Raw genomic sequence first — 21,505 nt, 5'->3', positions numbered from 1 at the left:
AATCCATATTCAACCTATATTTAAGTTTTTTTCACAAAAATTACTTCCCCATCTAGATAAAGTCGGTCTTTATAAATCAATAAGAAATTTAACAGCCATTAAAACAAACGTAGTAGCACGTATCGCACCGGACACGGTGTAGCGCTGGCGGTCATCTACGATTACCAGAAGACACGTGGCGGCGAGCATCCACAAATCTTCTTATCCGGAGGAAACCTTCCCCCTCAATTCCGTACAACTCATAGCGATGTCGCCACTTCACTAAGGTGGTAACGCTGTGTTATGTTTTTTTGCTACTTCCACACGGCTGCTCTGTCCTGCTTTTAACTCCTGTATGATGGCTAGTTTCTCAATCGCATTGTATTCGTTTTTCTTAGACAAAATAAAACTCCCCTTCAAGCAGCGGTTTATTTATTAAACCTGTCTACTTGAAGGGGAGCATATCAAAATCGGTACTCTGTTCCGTAATTTATAATAGCGAGGTTACGAACTTCACCTCCGGAAAGCGGTTATCCGGTCCTTTCATTAAGATTCCGCCTTGATTTTTCAGATACCTATCGAAGAAATCCAGCATATAGGCATTGATAACGGAGTTCGCTCTTTCGGGCGCAATCTTTCCTGTAATGCCCAGCATTTTGAAAATCGGAGAAATGAACTGTACGTCGGTAAAATTCAAATGCTCCGTATTTTCGATATAGAGGACTTGTCCTCCTTCGTCGACCGTTTCGCGCATCCGTTCAAGCTCCAACTTTTTATCTTCCGTTACTTGATCCTCCCACTCTCTTGTTGATCCCATACGGTTAAGCTCTGCATCCGTGTAGACCCGGTTATCCATCACCATTTTCAATTTTTCGAAATAGCTTTCCGAGTTGATGAACAAAAACGGCTTTCGTAGACCCTCTCTGTCACGCAGTCGATAAAGCCCTCCATCAAGGTCTATTCCAGCCGTGATTCGCGGATCATAAGAAGCGTCATAGGCCGTCGCTCCGCCGATGGAATGACCGAACGTCCCGACATGACCGAGATCAATCCTCCCTTTTAGATGACTTGGAATCAACCCCGATTGGATGAGCTCGAATTGGTCCAACGCAAACGCCACATCGCCGGTTAAAACTTTTCCCAACTTGTCGCGATTTCCTCTACTCGTCTGGTAATCATGGTCGGGCGAGAATAAGTCGTTGGTTGTGCTGGTCGTGATTCGCCCGTCCGGAAACTCGGTTGCAAATGTATTGTAGGTATGGTCGATCACTGCCACGATATATCCATGACTCGCGAGATTTTCGGCTTGCGACGTGTGAAGAAACCTGGAAGAGCCGTTGCCGGGATTCGCAAGGATCAGCGGGTATGAAGTCTGTGCCGAAGAGACTTCGGCCCCCGAATAAGCATGACTGGGTACGTACTTCAGGTGTTGAAACGTAAACTCGGGAAGGCCATAGTCTGCGGCCATATAACGTAAAATCTGGGTATCGGGAATAAAGGGAGCATACTTGCCGGTGCTAGCTTGAGCCGGATACCAGACCTGAACCATCAATTCTCTCTTACCCTCTCTGGCTTCGTCGAAAATCTCTTCCCTATTTGTATCCACGAAATGAAAAGTTTGCGTTCCTACCTTAAATTCGCCTGTCGGTTCAGGTAGTTTAAATACAGGAAAAGCATACATGAGGCCCGCTGTTGCGACCAGCATTATTGCTATAGCGGTATAAGCTGAACCCAACATGAATCGTGGAATTTTTTTGGGGCCGGTTTTTTTAAAAGAGCTATAACCTGAAATGGCTAAAAAAATGATCGTTATGCAATATGGGAAAAATAGCTGAACTCTGTATCCTTCCACCGTCCAATGAATGACCAGTAAAAGTGTGGCAATCCCGCTTGCAACGAATACTGGAATTCTACGCCGTCCTTTTTTTAATAGTACGGTTAATGCAAATAAGCCGATGTTTGACAATAAAAGCAACAGTTCAAACAGCCTCATCTCGATTCTCCTTTCAAAAATTTTCTATTTTCGTTTGTTCTAATCTTATCCTGCCAGGCTGGCCTAAGCTATCGATTTGCCTTACATCAACCTAACAATTTTGTAATTCGATCTTGCGGTATTGGAAGACTCGTAAAACCAAGGATGAATCAGGAAATACCAATAAGTATGTGGTTAATACATCACAGACTTATAACGACTATGGTAGTATCACAAGCGCTGTTGACGTGTTGGGTGTACCAACAACGTACACCTATGATGCAACGTTGCATTTACTTGTTGGTGTCTCGAAACCAATTTCTGTGACTCAAACACAATATACGGAATATGTACGTGATGCAGTTCACGGCAATGTGACAAAAATTCGTGTTCGTGAAGTCCGATATTATGGAAATTTCACAGGGAGTAGAAAATGCTTCAGCTAAGACGTGTCGTTCGGCCAACTAAAAGCTGTGATTTTGACGCATCAGGATGTCGATCATATAGGTTGTCTTCCTGAGATTTTGCAGGAGTGTGGCAATCATATCAAAGTCTATGCACACGAACTAGATAAGCCGTATATTCAGGGGGATATCCCCCTTTTAAAAGATAGTCACCTTGAGATCCCTCGAAAGGCAAAGTAAGACTCTTATTGCCGGGGATTCGATGTACAGTGTAAACGGGATTCTGGGGGGGGGGATTCATGTCCCGACCACACCGGATGTGGGTGCAGCTCGTCTCTCATTGAAAAAGTATTTAGATCTCGACATTACATCCGTAGTTTGTTATCACGGGGGATTAAGTAATGTACATGTGAATGATCAGATATTAGGACTTACCCAAGGATTATAAAGTTAAAGTTCCAGCAAGCTACCTTTTCGTGAAACGATGTTGTTAGCGTAGAAGAATTGAACCAGTGCTTCAATTCTCCTACTGTTTCCTCCCTTCAACCCCTTCTTTAAAGTTTATTTCTGCAACCCATTGATGATTTATCAGTCATAAAAACATCACTCCACGCGTGCTAACTTGTATATAGATCAGACTTTAACTGATTAAAAATGTATTCTTGCATTTGATCTAAAAGAAGAATGATGTTAGTATCTTTGCCATTTTTCAAAACCCACTGAATAGACGTCATTGAGTTAGCAGCATATAGTTCAGCTAAATACTCCAATGCGATCGAAGTTGAAGAATTCTGTTGCTTTAAATAATCTAAACAAGTCCGAAACAAAATTTGTTCAAATTCTTTACGTAAATCGGCGGATATTTCATGAACGGTTAACAATGTTGAAATTTCCATCTTATTTTTAATCATTTGATCGGTTACAAGTTCTATGGCGTTTGCCACCTTGCCATCTTCCATGGAATCAAAACGCTGCTCAATTTCAACTTTAAAATCAGAAGCATACTGTTTAACTATCTTTTCTAGCAAGTCGTACTTATCCAAATAATGACTATAAAACGTAGAACGTCCGATAAGGGATTGATCACAAATTTTTTTGATCGTAATATCTTTAAAATCATGTTGTTGGAGTAATTCAATGAAAGCTCGCTCAATAGCTATTTTTGTTTTATAAATTCTGATATCTTCATTCATTTAACCACTTGCTCCTTATGTGTAAGTTTTCGAACACTTCATATATACCGTGTAAGATATCTTACAGATTATGCGATACTAATTATTTTTTATGTAGTAACTATACTCTATAGTAAGCACATACCCAAATTGAAGGAGGACAATATATGTTTAAATCCTATGTCCATAACGAACAGTTCAATCTTCAAATTAATCGTTTTATCAATGATTATTATCAAGAAGATGATCGAGCACAAGCTGACTTAGAAAAAATGATTCCGAAATTAAAAGACACCCATAGCTGGTATGAAGCTTGGCTCAATTTTGCAAGGGAACGCGAAGACAGCAAGGACTATGACTTAGCCTCAGTCTACTATCAAGCTGCAGAATTTTATCTTGCAACCACAGACCCCAATAAAGAAAAAATGTATCGAAAATATAGAGATACCTTCTATAAAGGCTTTCATGATTTTGATTATGAATCCTACCAAATTCCATATGAAGATTCCTATCTTCCTGCTGTAAAATTGTTGACGCCTGGAGCTACGAAAACATTACTTGTCTTTGGTGGGTATGATTCTTACATGGAAGAGATGCTTAAAATGATGAAATTCATGAAGGGAATTAATTACAATATTATTGTATTTGATGGTCCAGGCCAAGGAACTGCATTAAAAAACGGCCTAAAATTCATTCACAACTGGGAAAAGCCCATATCAACGGTGATTGATTATTTCAAACTAGATCGTGCAAGTCTCGTAGGTGCTTCTTGGGGAGGATATTTAGCTATGCGTGCGGCAGCCTTCGAAAAGAGAATCGATAAAGTAGTTGCTTTTAACATTTTCTATTGTGGTTTAGATGCCTTAAAAATGGGAATGCCAGAAGAAACTTACCAAAGCATAGTGCAGCTAGTCGAACGTAATGAAGTAGATCAAGTGAATTCATTATTCGAACAGATGATGACTCACAATATTGATTTGCATTGGAAGATTACCAAAGGGATGGAAAACACCGGTGAAGCAACGCCTTTTGATCTCATTAAAAATTTCGAAAAGCACACGATGCACGGCATTGGGGCATTCATTAATCAAGATGTTCTTTTACTAGCTGGAGAAGATGATCAATACGTACCTATTAGCCGACTCGCACAAATCCAACAAGAATTAATCAATGCTGCGTCCATTACAACCAAAGTATTTACTAAAGAAACAGGTGGCGAGCAACACTGCCAAGCAGGTCACAGGGAGTTAGCATTTAATGAAATGAAGAAGTTCCTATAACAACTGTAAATATATATTTTTTTTATACGCAACATGCCCATCAAAAAATCGTAGTTCCATAGCTTCAATCGTTGTTATCCCATTGGCAAGTAAAAACCGACTCCAATTATGGAGTCGGTTTAGTCCATTCATTTCCCCCTGTTATCTCAATGGAGAAGTCCGTAATTTCCTCTGAGCTTTTCAATTCATGCGGCCTAGCATGGTTAGATTTTCGAACCGAAGAACCTTGAAGGAGCGCAAGAAACGAACTTAGATGTCTATCGGCCCTTAATTTCCATTATTTAACATCTGATAGATCCAGGGAGTTAAGTCCACAGCTTCAAACCCTCTTGTTTGTCACTGCAAGTTTAAATAATCAAAATCAACAAAACCACCCGTTGATTTAGTAGCATAATTGAACAAAGCAAAACGGTATCCCATAAAGTGAGGGATTGTATATGACATCGGAAGTGTGTTGCCTATAGCCGTCCAATTTGTGCCGTTAAGACTGTAGTAGAAATATGCTTTATCCATCTGATTTGTAAAATCACATATAAGCTTAAGATATACTCTGTTCTGGGTGAAAGGGACACTTGCCACTTCAGTCATTGCTCCAGAGCTGGCATTCACCATAACAATGGATTTGGAGGTCCCGTTCATCTTTATGCCTACAAATCCATAATTAGCCTGAAAAGCTGCAAGACCGGAATAGTCTCCGTCCTTCATCCCGCTTGTTTCCATTGCAATGATTCCTGTACTTTTCGGTCCAAATGTCCTTTGGGTAAGCGTATTTCTGGCATCCAGAATACTTTTACTCACTTTCCCTGTAGTCATTCTCATAAATCCAGGACGCTGTGTAAGGGACCAATGAGTATTGTCAGGATTGTGGTTCCATTGCCACTCCTTTTTAAGAGTCGCTTCAGAAGACGAGGTTCCTGTAAACGAAACATCGTCCACATAGAAATTCATCAAATCACTTGTTGGGTCTGGGGTTGAACTGTAGGGTGTCTCAATGAAAATAAACGTTTGTGAGAGGTCGGCATCTGCCGGAAGTGTATATGTTCCTTGAATTGTGCCCCATTGGCCCTTGGTTAGCGTGGTGGACCCAAGAATCGATATACCTGTGTAACTTGGACCATTCTGAATACCAAAATTAAATTGCTTAGTGGCAGGACCTTCAGTGTATTTAACCTTTGCAGAAAAATTATACATTCCGCCGGCTGTTACTTTTCCGGTAATTACTTGTCTTGGACCAGCAGCTGTTTGTTGTCTACCGCTGACAAACAAGCTTTTTGAGCCGATGTAATAGTCTGTAGTGGTTGCTGCAACAAATGCAGTGTTATTATTCGTCCACGGGCTTATGGTGGCATTTTCAAATCCACCGTTTGCAATAAGCTGACTGGAGGCTTGAGAAGATGAAAACTCATCAGACGCATAGACCTTCTTTTCGGGATAACCTTCAACAGGAACATCCATCGTAAGAGGAACCTTACCGTTAACACCGAATACCGGCCAATTATTTAACCATGTAACCGGAACAAGATACGGCATACGTCCAATTGCTCCGCTGTCTTTAAACAGCATAGCATACCAGGAGCCAGAAGGAGTATCAACAATTCCCCCCTGTGCAATACCTGAATCATTCAATGACACCTGACCTGTATAGGGTCCTGTCAAGCTACTTGCACGATAGGTTAATTGTGTGCGGTTGCCTCCCGATGGCCAGCATATAAGAAATATATAGTACATTCCCTTGATCTTTTGTATGTGCGCGCCTTCAGCCTTGACTATGAAGCTGGAACCGGCAATATTACTGGCAGCGGAAATAATCACCTGATTAAGTCCCCCTGGCTTGATAGCCTTTGCATCTGCAGTAAGCTCAATAATGCTGATATTATCACTGCCATAAACCAAGAATACACGTCCATTATCAAACAGCAGCGATGCGTCATGATAATAATTGTCAAGCACTGATGATGTCCATGGACCAGTTTCTATATTGCTGGTTTGATAGATGTATGTTTTGCCGGTAGAATTGGAGCCAAAGGACACATAGTAGATGCCGTTATAATATCTAAGGCTGCTTGCCCACGAGCCTTTTCCATATTCGTTCTGCCCGTTGTTAAGATTTTGTGCGTCATTGTTGGCATACGTATCGTAAACATAATTTACGATTTCCCAATTGACGAGATCATAAGATTTCATGATCGGAACTCCAGGATTCATGTGCATGGTCGTGCTAGTCATATAAAAAGTATTACCTACCCTGATAACATCGTTGTCTGGAGAATCAGCATGTATAAACGGGTTTGTAAAAGTAGTAGCTGCAAATACAGAAGTATTGGACATCATACTCATGAATAATGGTAAAACTAATAAAAGCACACTTATCCTCCTATACATATTAGAATCGCCCCTAATCTTTGATAGGTTCAAAAGCTTTTAGTTTTAGTTAATTAAATTGTAAATAATCCACATAGGCATCCCAAGTCCCGTTATCGGTGGTTACGATCAGTCTGACCTCTTGATTTCCGGTTACATGGGTGATATTAGACAAGGTTTGGACCGTCGGCGTAGTTCCCGTAAAATAAAAGGAGCCAACTGTGGTTCCTCCTATTTGCAAGTCTACTCTGGCGGTACTGGAGTTATTCGAAGCACCCCTGACTGAAATACTATGAATAGAGTTGGCAAAATACTGAGTGTATGCACTATAATCATCATTGGCGTATAAAGCGACCCCATTGAAAGGAGAACTGATCTTCCCAGCGTAAGTACCACCGAGAGTCATATCCTCAGCTTCAACCCTTGTTCCAGTAGTATTGGGTGTAAACTGCCAGTAATCAATATTAAATAAGTTACCAGTCCCTGTTCCGGTAAACACTAAGAAAACCTTGTGGACTCCTGTTGCATTGCTTACAGTGGTTTCGACTTCCTTCCAGGTCTGTGTTCCTCCAGTAGAACTGACATTAAGAGTTCCAACCAGAGGACCCGTTGCACTGTCCAGACGTATTTCTATTTTACCGCCTGCATTGGACGCTATGTTTGCTTTAAACGTCTTGGCTCCACCGCTACCAAAGTCGGCATTTCCTACAGCGATCCAATCTCCATTGTGTACGTTTGTCACATTCAGATTACTAATGGGACCGCCGCTGGCTTGAGTAGGCTCGGTTGTGACTCCCGCTTGCCACGCCATGGACTCTGCTTCCACTCTGGTATACGGATTCAGATTGGAGAACTGAGCGATTCCTGTCATATTCCCCTGCACTTCAGCGATACTTCCATCTCCATTATGCGTCAGCTTATTAATATGCGGGGAGCGATAGCCTTTCCCAGCTCCAATTTGAGCCTTGCTGACCGTCTGGGCATGGTACACCACATACCATTCATTCTTAAAGTTAAATACAGCGTGATGGTTGTTGCCGCCCACACCGAAGAACGTATACGGATTTTTCAGGAAATGCCCTTTATAAGTAAAGGGACCCATCGGGCTGTCGCTGACCATGTAGCCAATTTCACCTGCAGGGTACTGTGGCGGGTGTGTCCCGGCAAAGTTGATACAGTAGGAATAGTAGTACTTTCCGTTATACTTATGAAGGCCCGAATCTTCAAACAGGTACGGGGCATCAATGGTGGTAGCGCTCCCAATAACGCTGGTCATATCTGCGCCCAATTTGATGACTCTGGCAGTTTTCGGATTCGCAATGGAGGCCGGATCGGATTCGTTCGGAATGCCGCCGCCGCTATACAAGTACCCTGTGCCATCATCATCCACCAGCACAGCCGGATCAAAAAGCCAGGTTACACCAGCCATTCCCGGCGTATTATGTGTCACAAGAGCTCTGCCCAGGGGGTCTGTCCAAGGGCCGATCGGCGTGTCTGCGGTCAGAACGCCAATGCCGGCTCCACCATTGGCAAAATAGAGAAAGAATTTATCTTTGCCATTGATTTTTTTTTGCGCAATGGCCGGAGCCCAGGAGTTGCCGGCCCACTTGGCAATGCCTCTGCCGTTGTTCTTGTTGTTCGCACCGGCAACCGGAATGGCACCGTGATCCGTCCAGTTCACCATGTCCGCGGAAGAGATGACCTGGATGCGATCCAGTCCGCTGAAGTCATTGTCTTTAATCGAGCCGTCATTGTTATACACATACGTATCACTGGACATATAGATATAGACTCTTCCATCATAGACCAACGCATAGGGATCAGCGCCCAATTTATGGTCCATAAGAGGATTCGAATTCCCTGAAAGCTTTGCAATTGCATTGTTAGCAGCATGTACAGGTACCATTGGTAAACAACTCAGCAATAATGTAAAAGCTAATAAAAACACCGAAAATTTTTTAATCATAAACATATTCCTCCATTTTTATATATTATGTCTATTAAAAGTTTACAAATTGCCTATGCATAGATTTAATTAGTAATTTTGTATCCTATTTGAAGGTTGGTGCTCCGAAACTTGGACTTGTAACATTTTCAGCAGATATTATAGCCTCCCCTCTAAATTTGTAAACGCTTTCATTTTACGGTGGAGACTCGAATCAAGCCGAATTAGCCAGTTCATCATTTTTATTTTCGCCCAATAAATTTCAGTTAATAGCTTTTTATAATTACCTTGGTTACGATACATACAGCAAACTGCGTTGCACGGGTTCCAGGCATTCTTTTGGATATCAGCGCCTTAATTCACCGATGGCAAGCCATAACAGTCGTCTTCATGCAAGATGGTGCTCTTCGAGCTGTTTGTGCTCAAATGTCAATCCCCAAAGTTCAAGGTGCTCAAATATAGTGTCTGGTTCATAGGCAACCCTGTATATTAACGAACTACCGATCGTATTCCCAAATTCCCCTCCCTTCTTTTTCATTACACGTACCGATTGAAAACTTTAACTTTAGAGTTGAACTTGAAAGCTTTTACACAATTACAAAGGAATATTATGTCGTTAGTAAGCGTTGAAGCGAATTTTAGGCTACACATTCGGGAAAACGATATCCAGGAATATAATACCATAAACGCCACTTTGGAACAAGTGGTCGATACTATTGGGCATCATTCCTGCATGGTTCGCCAAGGCTTTATCCTTCCGGGGAGAGCAAAGCATGCGATTCTAATCGTTGCCGGGGGGAAATGCCAAGATCGACAACAAGAAGTGTCGGCTTCTGTCCTTTAACAGACCGTTCAAATTGGGCGACAGCTTTGCAACTTGTGGAGTATGCTAATAATTCCAGGCTGTTGCGAAGCTTATATTCATGCCATTTTATGCGACTAGTTCTAACCAGAATAGCCATCAATCATGAGTTATCTTACAATTCAAACTTCAATCTATAAATAACATTTATCCCCTCTCATTAATGCCCGATCCTTTTCTTTTAGTCGCGGATATGCGTAACAGTAACCATATTCAACGATCCAAGCCAAACTGTTTTCACTAACATTTTTAGATCAAGGATATTTAGGTGTTCAATGAAATTGGGTTTAATATTAAACGGATTGTTACGGAGTCCAAGCGCACTAGCATCGATAACGATTGTCTTTACCTGTCTAAACCTACGATGTTTGCTTTTTGCCTTCTGGACCTCAACAACACACCTAAACTTTCAAAATGAATTGAATACAAACGCTCTACAGCTTGAATAAGTATTCTATTCATTTGGTCCACCTCCATTAGATATGAAAAAAACTTATTTCTCCTCATGGTTCGAGGTGAAATAAGTTTTGAATTAAGTGCATTCAGACGAACAGGAGGCATTACCATTCGATTTCTTCACATAAACGGAAAACCATCTTTTTTTCAAATTCGTCTAATATCTTAAACCCAGTCATCTCATCTTCTTTTTCTCCAAGTTTTATCATAGTAGCTATTGCTAAGTCTCCTACTTTATAATGACCTATCAGCTTATCTTGATGTTCCCTTTTTAAAGATAATCCATTTAATTTTTTAAATATTTCCTCTGTACGAATACCTTCTTTTCCGATATGTGTCATTGCATGATATAAAACTATGGGGTTCTTTTCTTCTAGCAAATTTTCTAACTCATCTATTGAACATTTTCCTTCTTCAATTTTTTTAATATATTCATTTTATTCCACCTTTAAACTGATATTAATTAATGTTCCAAACTGTAAATACTTGCCCCAACTTGAACAAGATCAGGAGATGCTAACTTGCCAATGCATATTCCAATATTTTTCCTTTCAGCCATTGAAGTTGAAATTTGAACAGAGCTAACGCTTAATACCGTCTCAATTTGATTTGCATTTTTAATAAGAATTTTATCACCTATGATTTTTTTTATTTCTGGGTAGGTTAAATGGTCTAATCCTTTGTTTGTTCCTACTATAATTGTACCTTCATCTTTTGACTCAAAAGTTAAACTAACATCCATTATTTTTTCCATTTTAAACGTTACCCCTTTATCGTTCTTCAATATAAAGTTCTCCCTTAACATCACCTATACGCAAATCAGCACTTTTTAATCGGGTTATGGCATCCCTCAGTAGCGTCATCCTTTCTATTGATGTTAAATCGGGAGCGAACCTTGCAGCTCTTATACTAGCTTGGGCTTCATCTAGAGCAAAATTTATTTTAAATGCATCTGGAGCAACATCATATAATTCAAATGCTCTCCCTGCCTTATATGCCTCATAGTGTCCCACAATTTCATGTGCAATCGTTGCCTTGGCTGACACACGTGAGTTAGCACTTAAGGTTCCAACTCCTGTATGCTCTGCTGGTAATACATCTGTATTTATAATAAATCTATCGTACATCATACCTGTATTCCACTCATCATAAAAACCAGGTCTACTCATTATTATATTATCTTCGGGAAAATCCAACGATTTAGTATACTGAATAATCTCCGTTTTCTGGACATCTGTTAATGGCAATTCATTACGCAAACCGTCCGAAGAAATTTGTCGTAAGTCCACTGCGCCCTCATACTTAACCGATGATTTCAAACTAATCTTAGGTTTGATTACTGAACTAACTCCTCCAAATAATCCTGCTGTACCGATCATATTAGCCCAGTGTTCTTTTGACCATGCATTTGTGGGATTAAATGCTCCCTGAATCATGCCCGTTACACCAAATGTACCGAAATTGAGCATATCATTCCATGAATCGTTTTGTTTAGCTGCCCGTTCCATGTACCCTTGATACATTCCCTTCGGAATGCCGTACGACATATAATCTAGGAAGCTCCATACTGAATCAAATTTTTTCTCATATCGTTCTGAATTAGCTGCTACAAAATCCTGACCAAGCTCCGTTAAGCTATCCGCCGATTTCTGGAGCGCATTTCGTGTATCTGCAACAGGAACTGCGCAAGTATTCGGTGGAGGTGGCAAGCAACCTGGGTCTAGATTCCCATCCTCCATCATATCTGCTAAACTAAATTTATTTGCATGCTGCCGTAGTTCTCTAGCAATCGAATCTGTTAGTGTAACAAAGTCAGCCATATTCTTCTGAGATGTTTGGAAACTATAATAGAATTGCTCCTTTGTTATCCCCTCCCAAAATCGTTCCATAAACGAAATTTGCTGCGATAACTGACTATTCATTTGCATCGCCGTTTGCTGCGCAAGCTCAAATTTCTTAGAGACAGTTATAAGTTGTTCAGGTGTCACTTTAATTGTTGTCATAATTTACCTCGGTTGAGTTCATTAAGACATAATAACATTATTCAAATTTATGGAAGACCATCTTTATTACTAATTGTTATATGAATTAGAAGACTTAATCCCTACGACCTCTGACTTATATTTATTAAATACAGCTCCTCCTCATTATAAAGAAGTACCTTTCTAATGCCTCATCTTCAGCAGAATATTCGAAATATATATCTTATTTTAGTCAATTTACATCAAGGTAATCTCCCTAAGGAGCAGCACGCTATGACTAAGGGTTATCGAAAATTTTTATTGGAATATGGTTACCAGGAGGACTTAGTCGACGAAAAAGCAACCAGCCTTGCGGTGGAGGAATATTTGGAAACAGTTCGTCAGAATCGTCAGATTGGCTTTGTACGTCGGGAAGCAGCAATTACTTAGGCGTATTCATATAGAGAGCATCAATCGACAAATGAAATATCCAAGCAAACGGAGAACATCGCCACATACAACGTGAACAGGGAGGCAAAGCTTCAGGCTAAAGATCGGCTGCTGGAGCTTGCAATGAGCAAATTGTCCAGTATACAACGAGAGGTTATCCAGCGCAGTTATTTGGATGATGAGGAGAGTTTGATTACATTAGTTGCGGGGAAATGGGGATTAGCGAGGGCACGTTTAGGAGGATCAAGATCGAGGTATTGAGTATTTTAGCTGCTGCATTGAGACTGGAAGTGATTAAATAACAAACAAACAATGGAAGTGAAGTTGTTTGCTAAGCCAATAGAAGCAGTGGTTATATCAACACGTACGACGAATAACTAAAAAGGGTGGAGTTGATATAGTTTATCAACTCCACCCTTTTTCTGTGTGTGACGAGTTCAGTCTCTTTTCTTGGTACCGCTTTTTACTGTAAAAAACAACAATGATAAAAAGAATAGAGCCTGTGAAGTTTTAACCATCAACCTGATTCCTTCACCGGAATCTTTTATATCAAACAAAATATCAGCTATGGATACCAAACCTGTAGTAATAAGTATAATCAATGCGAGTATGTACACGTTTAGTCCCCCTTTTTTCCGATTTTACAGCAAGAAGAAGACAATAGCTCTGGATGCGGGTTCGGCCAACCACGCAGGCAACCCAACATATTTTAAGGCGTAAGCAAGACCGTCCTCTGCTGTGCCTGTGAAATCTACCATGATATCCAAAGCTTGCATTATTACTTGATAACCAAGATAATATTTCAAAGTTTCTTTTGCACCGTCGGTCAAAAGTGGTATCTTATCTACATAAATTTTTATCTGTTCATTCCAAGCACGTGATCCAATATTTTTCAGTTTAGAAATTAATTCTAACGCTACTTCCTTTGCGAACTTTGATCTCCAGCCTTGTGTACTTACTTCCCCAGATGGACGTTGAGTATCGACCATTCCAAGATTAGTGCCTACAGTTTTGAAAAGGTCATCATAATCAACTTGTCTTAATTCTTGCTCTACTCTTTCATCAACAATTCCATTTTCCAAGTCTATCTTAGTCTCTGAAGTTATAGAAGATTCTACGTTGTTTACAGCTTGAGCATTAGCGAAAGCAGGAAGTGTAAACGATGATAACATAAGAGCTGATAATGACGCGATACCCAATTGCTTAAACTTTTGCATAAAATCAATCCTCTCTTCATATATTTGGTATTTTCATCGATATACTAACATGAATTATATATACTTGTAAAATAGAGGGATATAGTAGTTGTTTTTTCCTGTAATAATATCTATTCATAGTATTTGGACAATAAATGGTTATTATAACCTGTGAAAAGAGACTGTTTATTAAATAACTTTTGACCGAATGATGGCCGTTCGTTAGACTTTTAGCATGATATATTTATATCATGGAAAATTAAATAAGGAACACCCCGCCGCTTTCGAGCCTCGGTGAACCAGGTCGGCCAATGTGCCGGCCTTTTGATTTTTCAACAAACCAAATTAGGGAACATAAATCATGTCTACAGAAGCAAGCGCAGTAAGAAACGGTGGGTGCGCATATTTGGTAAAAATATTGAGTCTCAAAATCATATACTTCAAACAATAAATGGATGCACATACGTTTGTTCCCTTCATGCTCTAAACCTAAATGAAATCCTCTGACTAAATAGCGAAATATTCGCTAAAAATAAAAAGCGATTATTTCGCTGGGATATTCTAGGTTTGGAGGTGAGAAGATGTACCAAAGGATCCGAGATTTGCGTGAAGATAGAGATTTGACTCAATCCCAAATGGCTGAATATTTGAATTGCAGTCAACGAATTTATAGCAATTACGAACGCGGCGATGTTGATATTCCTACAAGGATTCTAATCAAACTAGCTGATTTCCATAACACAAGCACAGACTACTTGTTAAACAGAACGAAACAAAAAAAACCTTATCCCGCAGGCTAGCTACTTTTAGAAATAAAAAAGGTAACTCCTCATAAAGGAGCTACCTTTCAAATTTTTTTATAATCGCCCCCTACAATCTTCTGAACTACCTATTTCAACTCTTCTTTCCCGTCAAATACTTCAATCATTATTAGTGCCCCCATTTTATAACCCTCAATATAAGCCGAAGCGGACAATAAGGAAATTAAAACATCTTGTAAATCCGAAAGCTCTTCAATTAATTTGTAATCTTGTTCTGGCAATTTTGTTTTGAGGGCTTCCTCAGCATCGGCTATTCTCTGAGAGACCAGTTCAAACTCAGTGTCTTTCGATTTGATTCGTTCACTTGGGTTACATTTTCCGTAATAAAAGTTCTCCAAGATACTCATGTTCTACTCCTTCATGATATGTATTATTAACCCTCTGACTAATTTTAGCGAATTATTCGCTAAAAATCAATAGCGATTATTTCGCTAATATATTCTTAGTTCGAGGTGAATAAGATGTATCAACGGATTCGAGATTTACGTGAAGATAAGGATTTGACTCAAACTCAAATGGCCGATTATCTGAATTGTAGCCAGCGGATATACAGCAATTATGAACGTGGGGAAATAGACATTCCAACGGAGATTTTAATTAGACTAGCTAATTTCCACCATACAAGCACAGACTATTTACTAAATAGAACGAAACAAATAAAGCCCTACCCGGCGGGATAACATTTCTAAGAAATAAATATAGGCTTAATCTAATTGTGCATTGTTTCAATAAATGTTTTTCAACCAACGCAAAATTCTCTTTTATTGTAGATTTCCCATCCTCCGTAATCAGTTTTACACCAAGAGTATGGGTCATTTTATTGGCTTTACGAAGGAACGAAGAAGGACCATCATAGTATAGTCTATGTACATACCCAACTCCCCTTAGGCGACAAGCCGTTCGCAGACACAGAGCATCAGTTGCTACTAGTTCTGGAGGATGGCGAAGTCGAACTACAGGCTGTCCAGTCTGGTGCGTATTGCACCTCATTTTTATAGTAAGATTGAATGCAAACACAAAGAGCATTGCCCTGTCGACAACATCGGCCTGAACAATGCTCCTTATTTTATTGCAACTGCCCTTGGGACAGCATCTTCTGTGCATTAAAGTTAGAAGTCATAACAAGAAAATTTTTAAAAAAATCTTCACTAATTACCATATTACTGTGGAGGGAACGAATACTTTTTGCCACCCCAAGCCACGAGAAGCGCAAGGAATAAGAGTATGAATAACGCCCATGAAAATGATCCCGCACCAAAAGTTTCAAGTAAAATACCCCCAGCCATCCCACCGCCAGCGATAGCCAGATTCCATACGGTCGTGTTAATCGGCATAACCATATCCACTTTGCTCTCCCCTGCAGCCTGAGCAAGCGCCGTTTGCAACAGCGTTGCTGCGCCACCGAAAGTTAAACCCCATACCGTAACAATGATATAGATCATAAGGACATTGGAGTTGCTAAAGCTCATGGCAATAGAAATTAAGACGAAGGAAATAAGACTAATCAAAACAAGCTTACGCAGCCAACGGTCGATGAATACGCCAGTTATCCATATACCTATGAGAGCAGCAATGCCAAAGAAAGCCAGCGCCAGCCCCACTCTCTCCCCCATCCCATTGGCCGCAAGAAATGGAGCAATATAAGTGTAAAGAATATTATGGGCTGTCATCCAGGTCAGTACAACCAATAGTATGGGCCGAATCCCCGGTGTAAGGAAGACTGCATAGATCGAAGCTTGCTTATCGGAGGACTGTCCCGGATAGTCCGGCACCTTCCAAAGCACCCACGCGATCAGTATAACTGTCAGTAGTGACATAATTCCAAAAACAGAACGCCAACCCATAAGGTTCCCCAGAAACGTCCCCGCTGGGACACCAATAGCCAAGGCGATCGGCGTTCCAACCATGGCAACGGCCATCCCCCTCCCCTTCAATGTAGCAGATACCATGCGGAGAGCGTAACCGCCGATCATCCCCCATAGAACTCCAGCCGAAACTCCTGCCAGTAGACGGGCAGCCAGCGTCAGTATGTAGCTGGAAGAAATCGCGGTGACACTGTTAAAAACCAGGAACCCGCAAATAGCCAGAAGTAACAGCGGACGCCTCCGCCATTGGCGGGTAACTATAGCTACAGGGATGGCAGCCACTAGGGAACCGATGGCATAGACAGTGACCAGTTGACCCGCCATTGCCTCTGAAATATAAAGTCCCTTGCTTATTTGCGGAAGCAAACCAGCCGGAATCGTTTCCGTCATAATACAGATGAATCCTGTCATAGCCAAAGCAAGCAGACCAAGCCAGGGAAAGCGCTCAGAGGAGGCGGAAGAAGCAATCTTTACAGTAGTAGAAGAGTTATTGCTGGACATTAGCGCAGCTCCTTAAAATCGATTTCAAAACAAGTTCAAGCGAAAAATCAAGCATATATGCCAATGATTTGCTCTCCTTTTATTTTACTTATGGATCGATCAATCCACATTTTAAAGATACCTCTCTGTCTTGTCAATTACTTTTGGATCGATTAGTATATAAGTACAAGATATAAGGAGGCGACTCCATGGTTAGAACCGGAAGACCACGTAAATTCTGTCGCGACGAAGCGATCTCCCAAGCTATGATGTTGTTTTGGGAGCATGGATTTGAATCAACCTCTTTGGCTCAACTCAAAAAGGCGATGGGCGGCATCTCCTCAGCCAGCTTTTATGCAGCTTTTGAATCAAAAGACGCATTATTCAAAGAAGCGCTGGACCGGTATTTGGCTACATACGGACAAGTATCGACAAGCCTTACAAACTATTCACTTTCATCGCGCACAGCTATTGAATTAGCCTTAAGAAGTTCAGCAATCATGCAGACTGAGCAGACCCATCCCTTGGGTTGTTTAGTCATATTCTCTGCAAATACATGTTCCCCAGAAAACACTCATATTCGAGAACTATTGATCAGGCAAAGAGCAGTGACTAGGAACAAGTTCTATGCTCGTATTGAGCGAGCTACCAAGAATGGAGAACTTCAAGAATCCACAAATGTTAGCATGTTAACCACACTATTCGTTACCTTTCTGGAAGGTATATCTACGGAAGCCAGAGATGGTGTGTCCCTAGACAACATTGATACAGCCATAACTAAATTGATGGAGCTTTGGGATACTTGTGCCTGAGACTTGAGACTTGAGACTTGCCCAGTCTTCATGAAAATAAGGGCATACAAATAGCAAAAGGCAATCCCCTTAAAAAAGGAGATTGCCTTTTTATTCAGGAAGATTGCTTCTCTCGTAAACGGCTTTATTCAGCTATCCTACACATCAGCTGACCTAATTGAGTATCGAAGTGTGTTTTGAGATAGAATCGATTATTAAATCCCAGTCGTCATAGTGAAGCTCATGCCCGGCACCTTCCAATGTCAGTAAAACCGCACGCGGAATTGCGTTAGCAAGATTTATTCCGTGTTCATAAGGGATAATCGAATCTTCAGTACCGTGTATAACCAGTGTAGGAACGTTTATTTCCCCTGTTCTAGCCAAATAGGATTCTCCGCCTGACAGCATAGCGTGATTATTCATACTGGCCATATTGTTGCTTCTTTTCCATTCTTCTTTTGCTAATTGATAAACCTTTTTCTCATTGAAAGGATGCTTTGAACCGACTAAAATTCTTGATCTACCCACCACAAAATCGACCACCGATTGTTCGTTCGACCAATCTATTGCTCCCATATTCGAGAAATAGTCCATAACCTTTTTCTCCATCGGTGGAAGATCGGAAGCAAAATTTGACGTTGCTAAAAGAGTCACGGTTAATACTCTGTCTGGATGTCGTAGAGCTATCAACTGAGTCAGCATACCGCCCATAGACATCCCTACGATATGCGCTTGCTCAATCTTATAAGCATCTAATACTCGAATCGCATCATCTGCCATGTCTTCGAAGGTATAGTCCGGTTGACCAGGTCCATAGGTTGTAGAACGTCCAACATCTCGGTTATCATAGCGAATGACAAAGCGACCTGTCTCAGCTAAACGCTGACAAAATTCTTGCTCCCACCAGACCAATGAGGATTGAGCCCCCATAATCAGTAATATTGCCGGGTTAACTTGCTCGCCGAAACTCTCACTACAGATTTCTATTCCATCGCTTTTTATGAGTTGTTCGTTCATGTAGAATTCCTCCCCTCAATGATATATAACAAAAAAACACCGAATATTACCTTCATCACTTATCCCCATAAAGTACTTACGGTGCCCCGCCTTAGGCAGACAGAAATTACCGATCTACTCGGTCGCTAGTTTAAATTATTTTGTTGCAAGAAATTCAGAAAATCTCTTTGCATAGAGCCAAGAGTAAGAATTTTTTTGATTATCCTAAACCTACAATGCTGGCCTTTGATTTTAAATGACCATATTGCAGAAGACAGGTGTCCAGAATGATATTTTTGTTCTTGTAAATCAGCAACTTCATATTCAACTTTTTGTACTACTTTTGTGGAAAATAGATTGAGGAAAAGGATAATAATCCTATCATTATTTAAGAGTAATATGGCTCGACTTGTATATGCCGAAAAGCTTTGTGGAGTTGAATAGCAGATAAGCATGTCAGATTCTCTATAAGGTTCTGCTAGCTTATTGATCGTTTTTTTTGTAATAAATAGCATGATCAAATACCTCTCTATTTGGATGTTTAAATGAATTGATAGAAAAGAATATCCTTCAAAAGTATTATACTACACAAGTAAACTATTCCAAAAAAGGATAGTCATCTGTAGCCTATTTAAACATACTCCCTCCTCCTCACTTTAGATGTGACATATACTCAAATGCTCCAAACGTATATTTCATTGCCTTTTTTGCTCCAAAATGATGCACTGTGGATAATATGACGATATTGGTAGGGCCTGGTGTGAAGGTAGCAATAAAACAATAAATTAAAACTGATGTAATATTCATAAGGAAAACTCCTTTTAGCGTATTCTCATGAAATATTACATCTTAAGATAAATAGCATATAGTATGTTATTGCAGGTATTGTATCCTTCGTAGTCACGTTCTCCCATCATTTTTGCTTTTCCTCATCATACCAAGCCTTCAAAGAAAGAGAATAGCCTTTATCCTCCACCGTTGAAGATGTCATTGACCTTACCGACAACAACGCAATTATGGATTATTGTGGTATTATTTTGGATTATTGTTAATACTACGTATCTGAGGAGGGTGAAAATGAAGTTACATACCAAATTTTCAAGACAATTATGCCAGAATATTGATCTCATTTGTGACTTCATGGGAAACAGTTCGGATTTTGTTGTTCGTGAGATCACGACTGGCCATAAACACGCTGCTCTTTTTTATTTGGACGGCATGACTGACATGCAAAAGGTACAGGATAACGTGATCCGTCCGTTGCATGATCGTGTCTCCTCTGACGAGATCACTTTACCGTTATTGAAAAACGCAATTTTGGACATTGGTGAAGCAAACTTTACTCAAAACTTTGAAGATGCCTTGGAACAGATCCTCTCCGGTGGTCTTCTCCTACTCCTGAACGATATGGATGAAGGATTGGTCATTTCTTTGCCTGGATGGGAAGAACGCAGCATTTCGGACTCGAAGACACAGCCAGTGGTCAGAGGTCCGCAAGAAGCGTTTACAGAAACTTTACGTACGAATACGACTATGGTTCGTCGAAGGGTGAAGGATACAAGAGTACGTCTAACTACCCTAAAAGTTGGCAAAAAAACTAAGACCGATATATCGGTCATGTATTTACATGGGATCGCTGACCCAAAAAAGGTGCAGGACATGATATCCAAGTTAAAGAACATGCATGTGGAAGGCGTGCTTGAAAGCGAATATTTGGAAGAATGTCTCCATGAAGATAAACAATTCACGATATTTCCGCTCTTTTATAATTCTGATCGCCCAGACTCTATTGCAGCAGGAATTATGGAGGGGAAAATAGCGATATTTGTGGATGGATCTCCCTTCGCCATCCTTGCACCTGCGGTGTTTGCAGATTTCCTTCAATCCGCAGAAGACTATTATCAATCCTTTGTTTACAGTAGTATCATTCGAATATTAAGGTACATTTGCCTGGCAATCTGTATGTTGGCTCCGGCCATTTATGTCGCATTAACGACATTCCATCAGGATATGATTCCAACCGTTTTGTTATTAAGCTTATCCGCGCAACGTGAAGGAGTACCGTTTCCAGCATTTATTGAGGCGATGATCATGGAAGTGGTTTTTGAAATTCTGAGGGAGGCAGGTCTTCGTATGCCACGGACGGTCGGTCAAGCCGTTTCTATTGTCGGGTCAATAGTGATCGGCCAAGCAGCTGTAGAAGCAAACATCGTTTCGGCTGTTATGGTCATTGTTGTTGCAATAACTGCCATTTCGAGCTTTGTCATTCCCTCGTACACTTTTGCTATTCCAATCCGGATATTACGTTTCGCTTTCATAGGCATAGCCGCTATGTTTGGTGTGTACGGATTGACTGTTGGTATTCTCATGCTCTTTGTACATCTGAATGGGCTTCATTCATTCGGTGTACCGTATTTGAGCCCCTTTGCCAATTACAAATCGTCGGAGCAGAGGGACGCCATATTGCGTTTTCCATATAGAACTAAAAAACATCGTAAAAACTAAAGGAGTAAA

19 protein-coding genes and 2 pseudogenes are annotated in these 21,505 nt (G+C 40.6%); 8 read left to right on the top strand and 13 right to left on the bottom strand.

The window, feature by feature from the left end; translation table 11 throughout:
* Nucleotides 1-469 precede the first annotated feature (469 nt).
* The gene (locus NSQ57_RS11690; protein WP_342426053.1) at nt 470-1,972 is read right to left on the bottom strand and encodes a dienelactone hydrolase; all 1,503 of its coding nucleotides are present in this window, start codon (nt 1,970-1,972) and stop codon (nt 470-472) included.
* 428 nt (nt 1,973-2,400) lie between these two features.
* Between NSQ57_RS11690 and NSQ57_RS11685 the strand changes: the two are divergent.
* A pseudogene (locus NSQ57_RS11685) lies at nt 2,401-2,803 on the top strand (MBL fold metallo-hydrolase); the annotation flags it as partial.
* Between the two features lie 169 nt (nt 2,804-2,972).
* Here NSQ57_RS11685 and NSQ57_RS11680 read toward each other — a convergent pair.
* Nucleotides 2,973-3,548 carry a TetR/AcrR family transcriptional regulator gene (locus NSQ57_RS11680; RefSeq protein ID WP_069011159.1) on the bottom strand — a complete coding sequence of 192 codons (576 nt, stop codon included), beginning with the start codon at nt 3,546-3,548 and terminating at the stop codon, nt 2,973-2,975.
* Between the two features lie 146 nt (nt 3,549-3,694).
* Between NSQ57_RS11680 and NSQ57_RS11675 the strand changes: the two genes are divergently transcribed.
* Nucleotides 3,695-4,807: an alpha/beta hydrolase gene (locus NSQ57_RS11675; protein WP_069011161.1), complete on the top strand. Its 1,113-nt coding sequence runs from the start codon at nt 3,695-3,697 to the stop codon at nt 4,805-4,807.
* A 336-nt stretch (nt 4,808-5,143) separates the two neighbouring features.
* On the opposite strand, the gene NSQ57_RS11670 is transcribed toward NSQ57_RS11675, so the two are convergent.
* Nucleotides 5,144-7,171 (bottom strand): family 43 glycosylhydrolase, encoded by a 2,028-nt coding sequence (locus NSQ57_RS11670; protein WP_340885303.1) that lies wholly within the window; start codon nt 7,169-7,171, stop codon nt 5,144-5,146.
* 67 nt (nt 7,172-7,238) lie between these two features.
* Complete coding sequence (locus tag NSQ57_RS11665) at nt 7,239-9,134, bottom strand: carbohydrate-binding protein (protein ID WP_342426052.1); 1,896 nt, start codon at nt 9,132-9,134, stop codon at nt 7,239-7,241.
* Between the two features lie 589 nt (nt 9,135-9,723).
* Here NSQ57_RS11665 and NSQ57_RS11660 point away from each other — a divergent pair.
* Nucleotides 9,724-9,957 carry a hypothetical protein gene (locus NSQ57_RS11660; RefSeq protein ID WP_318628358.1) on the top strand — a complete coding sequence of 78 codons (234 nt, stop codon included), beginning with the start codon at nt 9,724-9,726 and terminating at the stop codon, nt 9,955-9,957.
* A gap of 578 nt (nt 9,958-10,535) precedes the next feature.
* Here NSQ57_RS11660 and NSQ57_RS11655 read toward each other — a convergent pair.
* The 3 genes from NSQ57_RS11655 to NSQ57_RS11645 form a co-directional block, all read right to left on the bottom strand.
* Complete coding sequence (locus NSQ57_RS11655; RefSeq protein ID WP_318628357.1) at nt 10,536-10,811, bottom strand: hypothetical protein; 276 nt, start codon at nt 10,809-10,811, stop codon at nt 10,536-10,538.
* 83 nt (nt 10,812-10,894) lie between these two features.
* Nucleotides 10,895-11,215: a hypothetical protein gene (locus NSQ57_RS11650; protein WP_237449070.1), complete on the bottom strand. Its 321-nt coding sequence runs from the start codon at nt 11,213-11,215 to the stop codon at nt 10,895-10,897.
* Complete coding sequence (locus NSQ57_RS11645; protein ID WP_342426051.1) at nt 11,202-12,434, bottom strand: WXG100 family type VII secretion target; 1,233 nt, start codon at nt 12,432-12,434, stop codon at nt 11,202-11,204. The genes NSQ57_RS11650 and NSQ57_RS11645 overlap by 14 nt, the downstream gene beginning before the upstream one ends.
* A gap of 252 nt (nt 12,435-12,686) precedes the next feature.
* Between NSQ57_RS11645 and NSQ57_RS11640 the strand changes: the two genes are divergently transcribed.
* On the top strand, nt 12,687-12,842 hold the full coding sequence (locus NSQ57_RS11640) for a hypothetical protein (RefSeq protein ID WP_230585206.1): 156 nt from the start codon (nt 12,687-12,689) through the stop codon (nt 12,840-12,842).
* A 641-nt stretch (nt 12,843-13,483) separates the two neighbouring features.
* Here NSQ57_RS11640 and NSQ57_RS11635 read toward each other — a convergent pair.
* On the bottom strand, nt 13,484-14,059 hold the full coding sequence (locus NSQ57_RS11635; protein ID WP_322252602.1) for a hypothetical protein: 576 nt from the start codon (nt 14,057-14,059) through the stop codon (nt 13,484-13,486).
* Nucleotides 14,060-14,619: 560 nt separating this feature from the next.
* Here NSQ57_RS11635 and NSQ57_RS11630 point away from each other — a divergent pair.
* On the top strand, nt 14,620-14,838 hold the full coding sequence (locus NSQ57_RS11630; protein WP_029515066.1) for a helix-turn-helix transcriptional regulator: 219 nt from the start codon (nt 14,620-14,622) through the stop codon (nt 14,836-14,838).
* An 89-nt stretch (nt 14,839-14,927) separates the two neighbouring features.
* On the opposite strand, the gene NSQ57_RS11625 is transcribed toward NSQ57_RS11630, so the two are convergent.
* Nucleotides 14,928-15,206: a DUF6809 family protein gene (locus NSQ57_RS11625; protein ID WP_029515068.1), complete on the bottom strand. Its 279-nt coding sequence runs from the start codon at nt 15,204-15,206 to the stop codon at nt 14,928-14,930.
* A gap of 114 nt (nt 15,207-15,320) precedes the next feature.
* Between NSQ57_RS11625 and NSQ57_RS11620 the strand changes: the two genes are divergently transcribed.
* Nucleotides 15,321-15,539: a helix-turn-helix transcriptional regulator gene (locus tag NSQ57_RS11620; RefSeq protein WP_250262078.1), complete on the top strand. Its 219-nt coding sequence runs from the start codon at nt 15,321-15,323 to the stop codon at nt 15,537-15,539.
* A 480-nt stretch (nt 15,540-16,019) separates the two neighbouring features.
* Here NSQ57_RS11620 and NSQ57_RS11615 read toward each other — a convergent pair whose 3' ends face one another.
* Nucleotides 16,020-17,225 (bottom strand): MFS transporter, encoded by a 1,206-nt coding sequence (locus tag NSQ57_RS11615; protein ID WP_340957753.1) that lies wholly within the window; start codon nt 17,223-17,225, stop codon nt 16,020-16,022.
* Between the two features lie 188 nt (nt 17,226-17,413).
* Here NSQ57_RS11615 and NSQ57_RS11610 point away from each other — a divergent pair, with 188 nt between their 5' ends.
* Nucleotides 17,414-18,016: a TetR/AcrR family transcriptional regulator gene (locus NSQ57_RS11610; RefSeq protein ID WP_340957754.1), complete on the top strand. Its 603-nt coding sequence runs from the start codon at nt 17,414-17,416 to the stop codon at nt 18,014-18,016.
* Between the two features lie 153 nt (nt 18,017-18,169).
* On the opposite strand, the gene NSQ57_RS11605 is transcribed toward NSQ57_RS11610, so the two are convergent.
* The 3 genes and pseudogenes from NSQ57_RS11605 to NSQ57_RS11595 all read right to left on the bottom strand — a co-directional run.
* Nucleotides 18,170-19,012 carry an alpha/beta hydrolase gene (locus tag NSQ57_RS11605; RefSeq protein WP_342426050.1) on the bottom strand — a complete coding sequence of 281 codons (843 nt, stop codon included), beginning with the start codon at nt 19,010-19,012 and terminating at the stop codon, nt 18,170-18,172.
* 125 nt (nt 19,013-19,137) lie between these two features.
* Nucleotides 19,138-19,506 carry a hypothetical protein gene (locus NSQ57_RS11600; RefSeq protein ID WP_165150101.1) on the bottom strand — a complete coding sequence of 123 codons (369 nt, stop codon included), beginning with the start codon at nt 19,504-19,506 and terminating at the stop codon, nt 19,138-19,140.
* Nucleotides 19,507-19,672: 166 nt separating this feature from the next.
* Nucleotides 19,673-19,798, bottom strand: a pseudogene (locus NSQ57_RS11595) (LysE family translocator); the annotation flags it as partial.
* A 270-nt stretch (nt 19,799-20,068) separates the two neighbouring features.
* Between NSQ57_RS11595 and NSQ57_RS11590 the strand changes: the two are divergent.
* Nucleotides 20,069-21,496, top strand: a complete 1,428-nt coding sequence (locus NSQ57_RS11590) for a spore germination protein (protein WP_029515074.1) — start codon at nt 20,069-20,071, stop codon at nt 21,494-21,496.
* Nucleotides 21,497-21,505: the final 9 nt, after the last annotated feature.

The organism is Paenibacillus sp. FSL L8-0502 (genome assembly GCF_038593055.1).
GTDB classification, from domain to species: domain Bacteria; phylum Bacillota; class Bacilli; order Paenibacillales; family Paenibacillaceae; genus Paenibacillus; species Paenibacillus polymyxa_D.
Note: the sequence above shows the minus strand (reverse complement) of the source record. Positions and strands in the feature narration are given on the sequence as shown.